Source organism: Peribacillus sp. NPDC097284 (assembly GCF_044761765.1).
Lineage (GTDB): Bacteria > Bacillota > Bacilli > Bacillales > DSM-1321 > Peribacillus.
In genome coordinates this window covers 47,330-58,918 of the sequence record NZ_JBIWCZ010000016.1, presented here as the reverse complement: position 1 = coordinate 58,918, position 11,589 = coordinate 47,330, and the positions used below count along the sequence as shown (strand labels likewise).

Annotated in this window: 15 protein-coding genes; 2 read left to right on the top strand and 13 right to left on the bottom strand. The window is 40.9% G+C overall.

Annotated elements, in window-relative coordinates; translation table 11 throughout:
- Positions 1-262: 262 nt before the first annotated feature.
- Positions 263-490: a hypothetical protein gene (locus tag ACIQXU_RS19065; RefSeq protein ID WP_402875656.1), complete on the bottom strand. Its 228-nt coding sequence runs from the start codon at positions 488-490 to the stop codon at positions 263-265.
- 134 nt (positions 491-624) lie between these two features.
- Between ACIQXU_RS19065 and pdaB the strand changes: the two genes are divergently transcribed.
- Entirely contained in the window at positions 625-1,377 is a 753-nt protein-coding gene (gene pdaB / locus ACIQXU_RS19060; RefSeq protein ID WP_402875658.1) for a polysaccharide deacetylase family sporulation protein PdaB, read from the top strand.
- Positions 1,378-1,467: 90 nt separating this feature from the next.
- Here pdaB and ACIQXU_RS19055 read toward each other — a convergent pair whose 3' ends face one another.
- Entirely contained in the window at positions 1,468-2,142 is a 675-nt protein-coding gene (locus tag ACIQXU_RS19055) for a KinB-signaling pathway activation protein (protein WP_402875660.1), read from the bottom strand.
- A gap of 140 nt (positions 2,143-2,282) precedes the next feature.
- Here ACIQXU_RS19055 and gerD point away from each other — a divergent pair, with 140 nt between their 5' ends.
- The gene (gene gerD / locus ACIQXU_RS19050) at positions 2,283-2,870 is read left to right on the top strand and encodes a spore germination lipoprotein GerD (protein WP_402875662.1); all 588 of its coding nucleotides are present in this window, start codon (positions 2,283-2,285) and stop codon (positions 2,868-2,870) included.
- Between the two features lie 46 nt (positions 2,871-2,916).
- Here the strand turns inward: gerD and ACIQXU_RS19045 are convergent, their stop codons facing one another.
- The 11 genes from ACIQXU_RS19045 to ACIQXU_RS18995 all read right to left on the bottom strand — a co-directional run.
- Entirely contained in the window at positions 2,917-3,975 is a 1,059-nt protein-coding gene (locus ACIQXU_RS19045; RefSeq protein ID WP_402991665.1) for a P-loop NTPase, read from the bottom strand.
- Between the two features lie 145 nt (positions 3,976-4,120).
- On the bottom strand, positions 4,121-4,837 hold the full coding sequence (gene cwlD, locus ACIQXU_RS19040; protein WP_402875666.1) for an N-acetylmuramoyl-L-alanine amidase CwlD: 717 nt from the start codon (positions 4,835-4,837) through the stop codon (positions 4,121-4,123).
- A 90-nt stretch (positions 4,838-4,927) separates the two neighbouring features.
- On the bottom strand, positions 4,928-5,353 hold the full coding sequence (locus ACIQXU_RS19035) for a DUF2521 family protein (protein WP_402875667.1): 426 nt from the start codon (positions 5,351-5,353) through the stop codon (positions 4,928-4,930).
- A 191-nt stretch (positions 5,354-5,544) separates the two neighbouring features.
- A complete protein-coding gene (gene rpsI / locus ACIQXU_RS19030; RefSeq protein ID WP_402875668.1) occupies positions 5,545-5,937 on the bottom strand; it encodes a 30S ribosomal protein S9 in 393 nt (130 codons plus the stop codon).
- A gap of 20 nt (positions 5,938-5,957) precedes the next feature.
- The gene (gene rplM, locus ACIQXU_RS19025) at positions 5,958-6,395 is read right to left on the bottom strand and encodes a 50S ribosomal protein L13 (RefSeq protein WP_034304960.1); all 438 of its coding nucleotides are present in this window, start codon (positions 6,393-6,395) and stop codon (positions 5,958-5,960) included.
- A 273-nt stretch (positions 6,396-6,668) separates the two neighbouring features.
- Entirely contained in the window at positions 6,669-7,409 is a 741-nt protein-coding gene (gene truA / locus ACIQXU_RS19020) for a tRNA pseudouridine(38-40) synthase TruA (protein WP_402875669.1), read from the bottom strand.
- A gap of 13 nt (positions 7,410-7,422) precedes the next feature.
- A complete protein-coding gene (gene cbiQ, locus ACIQXU_RS19015; protein ID WP_402875670.1) occupies positions 7,423-8,220 on the bottom strand; it encodes a cobalt ECF transporter T component CbiQ in 798 nt (265 codons plus the stop codon).
- On the bottom strand, positions 8,220-9,086 hold the full coding sequence (locus ACIQXU_RS19010) for an energy-coupling factor ABC transporter ATP-binding protein (protein WP_402991662.1): 867 nt from the start codon (positions 9,084-9,086) through the stop codon (positions 8,220-8,222). The genes cbiQ and ACIQXU_RS19010 overlap by 1 nt, the downstream gene beginning before the upstream one ends.
- Positions 9,062-9,901 (bottom strand): energy-coupling factor ABC transporter ATP-binding protein, encoded by an 840-nt coding sequence (locus ACIQXU_RS19005; RefSeq protein WP_402875672.1) that lies wholly within the window; start codon positions 9,899-9,901, stop codon positions 9,062-9,064. The genes ACIQXU_RS19010 and ACIQXU_RS19005 overlap by 25 nt, the downstream gene beginning before the upstream one ends.
- Positions 9,902-10,273: 372 nt before the next feature.
- The gene (gene rplQ / locus ACIQXU_RS19000) at positions 10,274-10,636 is read right to left on the bottom strand and encodes a 50S ribosomal protein L17 (RefSeq protein ID WP_061440393.1); all 363 of its coding nucleotides are present in this window, start codon (positions 10,634-10,636) and stop codon (positions 10,274-10,276) included.
- A gap of 82 nt (positions 10,637-10,718) precedes the next feature.
- The coding region (locus ACIQXU_RS18995) for a DNA-directed RNA polymerase subunit alpha (protein ID WP_402991661.1) at positions 10,719-11,589 on the bottom strand (871 nt) is incomplete at its 5' end.

Genomic DNA, 11,589 nt, shown 5'->3' with positions numbered 1-11,589 from the left:
ATGTTTGACTTGCTCATTTTGCTTTTTTATAGTGTGTGCTCACTCAAAATTTACGTTGGCGCTTTGTTTTGTTCAGTTTTCAAAGAGCAATTTGTGTCACTCTGTTTCAGCGACTTTAATATCTTATCATGCTATTACTGTTTCGTCAATAACTTTTTTTAAAAAGTTTTTTAAACTCTTTTTAAAAGCTAATGTCTTGCAGCAACTTTTATAATATACCAGCGAATAAATTAATAGTCAATAGATTTTCAAAATATTATTCTTAATTTTTTTCTGTGTTTTGTTTTTCTCTCACATACGCTAGACATTCTCTTTCCGTCCCCATTCTTTTAAACAGATTGAATAGGATCTTATACTTCTCATTGATAGCCCTTTTCACTACATGGTCAATCCTCCCATCCTGTAAATCGAATAAAATTTCATCCATCTCTCTTTTAAGGAGATACATCAATTCCTCCTTTTCCTTTTCATTGATTAGAAGACCCAGCATATATCTAACACCTCCACAAACCATCTTTCCCCACTCTCCCCGTTTATATAAAGTTTCATATTATATTTTTTTGCATATCTCTACAATGCGCGCATAAATATGTGACAAGAGCATTTGGACAAGGGGATGGGTGAATGAAATTCTTCATGGTGCTTCAGGCAAAAAACATTAAACAGTATTCGTTAATTATACTTACGGCTTTATTCACCGCTTGGTTTCTTTTCGTGCAAAATATCATACATGCCCCTGTTTTCTCTACAGAGGATGGGCCAAAAGCCGTTTATAAAGGGGATAAGAATATTGCTATCACATTCAATATTGGCTGGGGGGATGAGAAAGCCGCTCCTATATTAGAAACGTTAAAGAGGGAAAAAATTAAATCGGCCACCTTTTTTCTTTCAGGTTCTTGGGCTGAGCGCCACCCAGACATGGTAGCCACCATTGAAAAAGAAGGATATGAAATAGGAATCCTAGGTTATGACTATAAAGATTACTCCGATCTCAAAGATCAGGAAATCATCCGGGATATTTCCAAAGCGCAGGAAGTATTCAAAAAGCTAAATGTTAAAAATATCGAGCTTTTACGTGCGCCCACCGGTCACTTCGATAAGCGACTTCTTAAAATCAGTGAGAATTTCGGTTATACCGTGGTCCATTGGAGCATAGATTCAAAAGATTGGACCAATCCAGGCGTTGAACAGATCGTCCAAAATGTTAACAAAGCCCATAAAGGGGATATCATCTTATTGCATGCCTCGGATTCTGCAAAACAAACGAATAAGGCATTGCCTGATTTAATAAAGGAACTTCGTGCAAAAGACCTGAACTTCGTTAATGTTTCAGAGATGATTTCTAATTCTTCAGCAAGAAGTGAGGAAATTAAGTAATCGACTAAGCACAATTTAAGAACATAAAAAACCTGACCATAGGATAGTCAGGTTTTTTTATGTCGGCAAGCATCTCCGCTTTCAGCGATTTTACTTACCTCCTATTCCATCAGTATTAAAATTCTTCTTAGGGACTTGCATCCTCGCTTTTTTGCCTGCCAACTCCTTTTGGGATTGATTGATCAATTTGTTTAAAATCATTAATTGATAGGCATTACAGACAAGCAGGGGAAACAACATAAAATAGAGCCATCCGTCATCATTGGTCCTTAAGACTGGCACCCACTCCAATACTGTCGCCACCACCATGAAGAACAATGCAGGAATAAAAGCTTGTCTATTCGTTTGCTTCATTTTAAAGTAGGCCGTCACCAACCCGATCAACAGCACTACCACAGCTGATGAGATATATGAGCCAAGCCCCTCACCGGATTCAAACTTAATATACCGTAAATAGACTAAATCAAATAAAACAAAGATAATCAGTACAATTTGCACCGCATTCCACAAGTACACACTTTTAAAAATTCCCAGACCGAAACGATGTATCGTTAAATAAGCAAAAAAGCCAGCTTGGCTTATTACACTGAAAATCAATCCCACTCCAAACAACCAAACAAACGTTGAAAGTATGGATGTAATTTCTAACGATGTGAAATACGATTCAAACTCACTCCACCGGGCTATAAATCCCACAACTCCGCCCGTTACTCCACCTATAAGTAATGTTGTCATAAACAATCGAACTAAATTACGGCTGTTCATCATTTTCCTCCATACATTTCTATTTCTTTCATTAATTGTACCAACCATATTTGGAAAAATCCACTTATTATACCAATGGATAATATCCTGCAAAGAAACCATATTAACAGTATGGAAGATTAAAGAGGGGGGCTCTACGTATGAAAATGGGGTTTACTTTGTTCCTTGCTTCATTCTTGTTCTTTTGTACGGGCTGTTCGCAGAATGGAACGAGTGAAGGAAAAATGGATTATGAGGAAACAAAGAAGATGGTCGTCGATATCTTGAAAACAGATGAGGGAAAAAAAGCCATCCAGGATACCATTGCTGATGATAAAACAAAAACTGAACTTATTATGAACTCGGATATCATAAAAAAATCCATTGAAGAGACTGTTACCTCTGATAAAGGAAAGGAGTTCTGGAAAAAGGCCTTTAAAGATCCTGAATTCACCGCAGCCTATGCCAAAGCTCTAAAAGAAGAACACAAAAGGCTATTAAAAGACTTGATGAAAGACCCACAGTATCGGGGAATGCTAATAGAGGTCTTACAAGAACCCGATTTAGAAAAAGAAATGAACAAGTTACTGAAAACGAAAGAAATGAGAGCCGTATATAAAAAGACGATCATCGAGACGATGGAAAGCCCTCTCGTTCAAGCTAAAATGCAAGAAAGCTTAGACAAGGCCGCTACTAAGGCTACAGAAAAGGCGGAGAAATCCAAAACCGAGGATAAGTCAAAGGAATAAAAAAATAAAGGCTACTTCCAAATACGATGGGAAGTAGCCTTTATTTTTATTTCAATTTTTCAATGACTTTATTCGCAATATCTTCATAAATCTTACCTAATCTATGGTCAGCCGCATATATAGAAGGTGCGAAATCTTCTTCATTCCAATCTGGTTGTTGAAGAGGTAGTTGTCCTAAGACCTCTGTACGAAGTTCTTCTGCAAGCTTCGCCCCTCCACCTTTACCAAATACGAATTCCTTCTCACCAGTGGTCTTGCTTTCGAAATAAGACATATTTTCGATTACACCGATAACCTCATGTTCGGTTTTAATGGCCATGGCTCCTGCCCTTGCTGCCACAAAAGCCGCAGTCGGATGTGGAGTTGTGACGATGATTTCTTTACATGAAGGAAGCATCGTATGAACATCTAATGCGACATCTCCTGTACCAGGTGGTAAATCCAGTACCAAATAGTCCAATTCGCCCCATTCCACTTCATTAAAGAAACTGTTTAACATTTTTCCGAGCATTGGCCCTCTCCATATAATAGGCGCGTTATCTTCCACAAAGAAGCCCATCGAAATAACCTGAACGCCAAAACGCTCGACAGGGATGATTCTCTCCCCGCGTACGACGGGTCTTTTTGTGATCCCCATCATATCCGGTACACTGAACCCATATATATCAGCATCAACCAGTCCAACCTTTTTACCAAGACGAGCAAGGGATGTGGCTAAGTTAACCGAAATCGTGGATTTACCCACTCCACCTTTACCACTTGCGATGGCGATGAATTGTGTTTTGTTATTTGGTCCAAGCAACCCTAAGTCTTTCTCTTCCTCAGGCATACTGTCACGATGTTTAGCCAATTCTTCTTCCGATAGTTCTGCGAAACGTATTCCTACCGAATCCGCCCCGTTCCCTTTCAAGAGACCGACAACTTCTGTTTGCATTTCCATTTGCTCGGCAGTTCCTGTCTTTGCGATAGCAAGCTTAACGCTCACATGACTTTTCTCAGGCTTTATTTTTACTTCTAAAATTCCATTTGTTTCTTCAAGGCTTTTATGTAGAAAAGGGTCCTTAAGATCCTTTAATAAATTTAGTACTTTCTCTTCAGTTAACAAGTCGAGCACCCCTTTGTATTCGTTTTCTTTTCCCAATTGTAGTATAACATAATCCGGAAATAAAGCTTATTATCTGCACCAGGGGGTTAACCCTTTTTCACCATAACAAAAAGGCCTTGTACACCCACCAAGACCTTACAAGGTGTCAATCCGGTTCCGATAGCTTCTCCTCAGTGAAATACCGCAGAATACCCATATATATCGAACTTGCAATCTTCTCTTGGTATTTGTCACTCATTAACCTTTCGCGCTCCTCGGTATTAGAGAGGAACCCAATCTCCACCAACGCCCCAGGTTTCTTGGCATAATTCATCAAATATACATGGTTGATCGTTTTTGCATCCCGTGTTGTATTTTCTAAGTTTCTTATAATTTCGGTCTGGATAAACTTGGCCACCTGTTTATTTTCCTCGAACCGGTTTGTATAAAAAGTTTGAGCCCCTTTTGAGGAGGCAGATGGAAATGCGTTCAGGTGGATGGTTAAAAATAAGTCCGCTTCCGAATCATTGATCATTTCAACCCGGTTCCTGAGATCTTCCTGTTTTCGTTTACGGATCCCTTGTGTATCTTCCGTTGCCAAATCCACATCTTTTTCCCGTGTCAACATAACAAGGGCACCTTGTTCCTGCAAATAGTCCCTTACCTTTAGCGTAACCGAAAGCGCAATTTCTTTTTCCATTACATCCTGAACATTCGCCCCTCCGTCCATCCCCCCATGACCCGCATCCAGAATGATGACCTTACCCGTCAACGGAAGGTTCCAAGACTCCCAAGAATCATCTTCAACGAATTTGAAAGTCACAATCAAAAAAAGGACAAACAATCCGATAGAGATCCCTGTATATTTCAGTTTTCTACGCATCACCGTTCTCCTCCCACAAGTCCCTTTATCTATAAAATATGGGACAACCCACGGAAAAAGAACTGATACTTTTCAGGGATCTCCTTCAGCTTAATGAAGCTTCATCTTATAACGCTTTTCACCCGTCTTAAACCCATCCTTCCACCATTCTCCTACAAACCCTTCACAGCAATAAAATACCCCTTCATCAATAGCATTGCTTACCGTGACTTCACGCCAATATAGGATAAAATTGAAGAGAGTATCGATCAAAAACTTTTCTTCCCTTCTGCACCGGGCCCTCACATCATCTTCCGACTCTCCATAATACCCAAACTTGCTATAGTTTGCCCCTAATAAATACGCCTCTATAGCCACATCAAAATACCCCTCTTCCAGAACGTCCTGGTATTCCTCTCCAAAGTACCGTTTTATCCTCCCCCTCATATCCTCGATTGATAGCTCCCTAAGTAACCTACGTTCAAACTTCAACTGCCGTTCTCGTTGCATCTCCTGCAAACCTATAACCACACTCATCCATTCACCTCCGGGGTCAGACCCCATTTCCCAAATTATTTCCCATGATGCCATTAGTTTTTGACGTAACACCCTGAACGATTCATTGATTCCTTTGGAAATATTTAATGAGAGTAATCCTTAGTCGGCAAGATAACAAAAAAAGCTCCAGCCACATAAGAGTGGCTGGAGCTTTTTGAAGTTCCAAACGATTAACGTTTTGAGAACTGAGGTGCACGACGTGCGCCTTTAAGACCGTATTTTTTACGTTCTTTCATACGTGGGTCACGTGTTAGTAATCCAGCAGTTTTAAGAGCTGGACGGAATTCTGGGTCTACATGAAGCAATGCACGAGCGATACCGTGACGGATTGCTCCAGCTTGTCCAGTGTATCCACCACCGCTAACGTTTACAAGAACGTCGTAATTTCCAGTAGTTTCTGTAGCAACTAGTGGTTGGTTTACAACTTCACGTAATGCTGCGAAAGGAATATATTCATTAATGTCACGACCGTTGATAACGATGCGACCTTCGCCTGGTACTAAACGTACACGAGCTACTGAGCTCTTACGGCGACCAGTACCATAATATTGAACTTGTGCCAAGATAGTAACCTCCTTAGTAATTATCCGCGTAATTCGTAAACTTCTGGTTGTTGAGCAGCGTGTGGGTGCTCAGCTCCAGCGTATACGTGTAATTTTTTGTAGATTTGACGACCAAGAGAATTCTTTGGAAGCATACCTTTGATAGCAAGTTCAAGCATTCTCTCAGGGTAGTTTGTACGCATCTCAAGAGCAGTTCTAGTTTTAAGACCGCCTGGGTGCATAGTGTGACGGTAATAAATTTTGTCAGTCAATTTTTTACCAGTCAAGTGGATTTTTTCTACATTGATTAAGATTACATGATCACCAGTGTCGATGTTCGGTGTAAAAGTTGGTTTATGTTTACCACGTAAGATGGATGCTACTTCAGTAGAAAGGCGACCTAAAGTTTTGCCTTCAGCGTCAATCACATACCATTTACGTTCTACTTCATTAGCTTTCGCCATAAATGTCGTACGCATGGTTAACCTCCTAAAAAACTTTTAATTTTTTATATTTATTTTCAATCACAATAAACTTCCGGGGCTTATCGTGGGATTAAAATACATACCATATTATATTAACTTCTCCCAGTTTCATTGTCAAGCGAATGTTACACTAGGATAAGTTGTCTTAAAAAAAGAATCGATCACTCCACGAAAAGATTCTACATGGCGTTAGGCCATAACCATAGCGCCATTCACGGATTCAAGTCTTTTCATTACTTGTAAAAAACTTGGTCTGGCACGAAAAAATTATTTGTAAAATACTTTCCATAAATACAATCCATGTCCGGGTGCTGTTTTACCTGCGAAGCTGCGATCCTTTTTGTTCAAAATATCTATCATTTCCCGAGGTGCTATTTTCCCGCTGCCGACTTCAAGCAGCGTTCCGACCAAGATACGAACCATATTATACAAGAATCCTTCTCCAACGAAGCGAAAAACTAAAAATCCATCAGTCTCTTGGAAATCAATCTCCTGAATGGTCCTTACTTTATCCACCACTTCCGTCTTCGCCGAACAAAAACTTGTAAAATCATGGGTTCCCACTAAATACGAAATGGCTTCGGTCATTGCACCCTCATCTATTGGATAAGGGTAATGATAGGCGTAATTGCGCTGAAATGGATTTCTTAGGGTAGAGCGGTCAATGATATACCGGTATTCCTTGCCTGTTGTGTGGAATCGTGCATGGAAATCATCAGGAACGACCTCAACTTCCAACACAATGATATCATCTGGAAGAAGGGCACTGAATGCCTTCACCCAATTATCCGTAGGAAAGACAAGAGGCGAATCGAAGTGAAGAACCTGCCCCTTGGCATGAACCCCTGAATCTGTCCTTCCCGAAGCAGTCACTTTGACAACTGTCCCCTTGTGGATTTGGGCTAATACCGCCTCGAATTCACGTTGTATCGTTCTTTTCTCTGGCTGTACCTGATAACCAGCAAATTCCGTACCATCATAGGCGATTACACATTTATACTTTGGCATTTACTCTTACCTCTTATGAACGTAATATGAATAACATGACTGTAAGTACAGCCATTGATACCATTAACAGGCTATCACTGATTTTCCAATTTAATTGCCGGTATTTCGTACGGCCCTCCCCGCCACGGTATCCCCTGGATTCCATGGCAGTTGCTAACTCTTCCGCCCGTTTGAAGGAACTGACAAACAAAGGGACCAGTAATGGCACAATGGATTTAACTCGATCCTTAATGGGACCTGAAGAGAAATCCACCCCTCTTGCTGTTTGTGCCTTCATGATCTTGTCCGTTTCTTCCATAAGTGTCGGGATAAACCGAAGAGCAATCGACATCATCAATGCCAACTCATGAACGGGCATTTTCCACTTCTTAAGAGGTCCTAAAAGTTCCTCCATTCCATCCGTTATGGAGATAGGGGTAGTTGTCAAAGTTAGGAGCGACGTAACCAATATCAATAACGTGAATCTTACAGATATGAATAAGCCCTGAATTAAACCGCCTTCGTATATCTCTATCCACCCAAATTCGTAGAGTAATTCCCCTTCCTTCGTAAAAAAGATATGGAGAAGGAAGGTGAAGATGATTAAGAATAGAATAGGTTTTAAACCATTATAAAGATAACGAAGCGGAATCTTGGATAAGGCAATCAGCAATACTGTGAATGCTGCAAGAAGGGCGTAAGAAACTACATTATTCGCCAAAAAAATCACGCAGACAAAAAGGAACACCAGCAATAGCTTTGCCCTCGGATCCATTTTATGCACCACAGAGTCAGCAGGGACATATCGCCCGATAATCATTTTATCAAGCATCAGCGGTTCCCCCGTTTCATGGCTTTATCGATTTCTATCGCCAAATCCTCGATGTTGAGACAGGGATGATCAAAGCGAACACCCAACTCTATCTGAAGTTTAAGTTGAAAGCGAACCGTGTCCGGCACATCTAATCCCAACTCAATCAATTGTTCCGGTTGAGAAAAGATCTCTTGAGGCGTTCCTTTCCGAAAAACGGTCCCCTGATGCATAATGATGATATCGTCCGCGTACTTAGCGGCATCTTCCATACTATGGGTCACCAATATAGTCGATAAGCCTCTCACTTTATGCAATTGATAGAACATATCCATGATTTCTTTCCTACCACGCGGGTCAAGCCCAGCCGTCGGCTCATCTAATACTAATACTTCAGGTTCCATCGCTAAGACACCAGCAATCGCCACTCGACGCATTTGTCCACCGGATAAATCGAAAGGAGACTTATCAAGGATATCTTCACTAAGGCCTACCTGAACGATGGCCTTTTTGGCCAGTTCTTTAGCCTCTGCTTCAGAGACTCCAAAATTCATCGGCCCAAAACATATATCCTTCTCGACCGTTTCATCAAAAAGTTGATGTTCGGGAAACTGAAAGACTATCCCTACTTTTTTTCTAATTGGTCTCAAAAGCTTTTCTTTTCTTCCAGCTTCTATCGTACGGTCGCCAATGATGACCTGCCCCTTAGTCGGTTTCAGGAGAGCATTTAGATGCTGCAGTAGCGTGGATTTACCTGAACCCGTATGACCGATGATTGCTGTATACGTCCCCGATTCCATCGATATATTGACATCATGAAGGGCCAAATGTTCAAATGGAGTATTCACCTGGTAGCGGTACTCTACATCATCGAGTGTAATTCGCATAAATCCTTCACCAACTCTTCCTCTGTCAAATGCCCATTCACGACACGGATACCATTTTTCTGCAGTTCTTTGCTTAGTTTCACAGAAAAAGGTATATCCAGTCCAAGCGCAATCAATTCATCCTCTAGTTTAAAGATGTCCTCTGGAGTCCCTTCACGGAATAACCGGCCTTGATTCATGACTATCATCCTGTCAGCTTTCGCAGCTTCCTCAAGGTCATGGGTAATGGATATGACGGTAATCTCATTTTCTTGCTTTAATTGTCTAACCGTTTCAAGCACTTCTTCACGGCCTCTTGGGTCAAGCATGGAAGTTGCCTCATCTAAAATGATTATATCTGGTTGCAAGGCAATAACACCGGCTATAGCCACTCTCTGCTTTTGACCGCCGGATAGATGGTGCGGCTCTTGATTAAGAAAGGCATTCATTTTAACCTTATTTAGTGCACCATGAACACGCTCCACCATAACCTGCTGAGAAACACCGGCGTTTTCTAAACCAAAAGCCACATCATCCTGAACTGTAGTGCCTACAAACTGATTATCGGGATTTTGAAAAACCATACCAATCTTTTTTCGTACGTCCCAAACTGTTTCTTCTGTCAATGTTTGATCATTAATCAAAATTGCACCTGAGTGGGCGAACTGAAGTCCATTCAACAATTTCGCTAAAGTCGACTTGCCGGAACCGTTATGACCAACAATTGCAAGCCACTCCCCTTGATAAATATCAAAAGAAACATCATCTAAGGCGTTTCGAGACTGCCCCTCATATTTGAATATAATATTATTTAAAGAAACCAGCTTCTTACTCATGTGGCCCTCCTCATCCTCGACTGCACTCATCTTACTAACTCGGCTCAATACTAAAAACATCAATGAACTAGCTATATTTATTTCTGAACATATAAAAAAACGCTGCACCCCTTCCACCGAAAGAATTTTCGGTAAATTAAGAGCAGCTTAAAGCAGTCCTGTTACGAAAAACAGGTTATCTTATTGAATCGCTTATCAAAAGCGGGAAGGGATGCTTGAGCTAGACGTGAAGGCTCCCTTATATATAAGGTTTCGCCAGCCATCGTAACACTCAATGCGAATTTCTAACATACAGAATTAAAAATAAAAAAAGAAAAAGGGCAAAGAACAAGTGAGTATATTCCTTTGTCCTGCCCTTTTTCATCGTTGTTATTAAACTAATTCAATAACCACGACTGGTGCACCGTCACCGCGGCGTGGACCAACTTTCATGATACGAGTGTATCCGCCTTGACGTTCTTCATAACGTGGAGCAACGTCACTGAATAGCTTTTGAAGGGCATCAGTGCCTTTCTCAGCGTCAGCGATTTCGTTACGGATGAAAGATGCAGCTTGACGGCGTGCATGCAAGTCACCACGTTTACCAAGAGTGATCATTTTATCTACTACAGAACGTAATTCTTTAGCACGTGCTTCAGTAGTTTCGATGCGCTCATGGATAATAAGATCCGTAGCTAAATCACGAAGTAATGCTTTACGTTGTGCGCTAGTGCGTCCTAACTTTCTGTAACCCATTAGAGATTCCCTCCTTTGTTGAAGTTCTATATTGTGTGTCTAGTACAAGGCTCACAACATAATGGATGATTCCGCCATGTTATCAGTCGTCTTTACGAAGACCTAAGCCTAATTCTTCTAGTTTCGCTTTCACTTCTTCAAGTGATTTACGACCTAGATTACGAACTTTCATCATATCTTCTTCCGTTTTATGAGCAAGCTCTTGAACGGTATTGATTCCAGCACGTTTCAAGCAATTATAAGAGCGAACAGAAAGATCCAATTCTTCGATAGTCATCTCAAGAACTTTCTCTTTTTGGTCTTCTTCTTTTTCAACCATGATTTCTGCATTTTGAGCTTCATCAGTTAACCCAACAAAGATATTTAAATGCTCTGTTAAAATCTTAGCTCCAAGTGCTACCGCTTCTTGCGGACCCGTACTGCCATCAGTCCAAACATCGAACGTTAACTTGTCAAAGTTAGACAACTGTCCTACACGTGTATTTTCCACTTGGAAAGCTACGCGTGAAACTGGAGTGTAAAGAGCATCAATTGGAATTACACCAATAGGTTGATCTTCTCTCTTGTTTTGAACAGCAGGAGTGTAGCCGCGGCCGCGACGTGCAGATAAGCGCATGCGCATATGACCGTTTTTACCGATTGTAGCAATATATAAATCCGGGTTAAGAATTTCTACATCACTATCATGAGTGATATCAGCAGCCGTAATGACTCCTTCACCCGAAACGTCAATTTCTAGCGTCTTTTCCTCATCGGAATAAATCTTTAGAGCTAGCTTTTTCACATTAAGGATGATTGAAGTTACATCTTCTACGACGCCTTCAATAGTTGAGAACTCATGTAGCACTCCATCAATTTGTATAGCTGTGACAGCAGCACCTGGGAGTGAGGATAATAGGATACGACGTAAGGAGTTACCAAATGTTGTACCATACCCACGCTCTAGTGGCTCT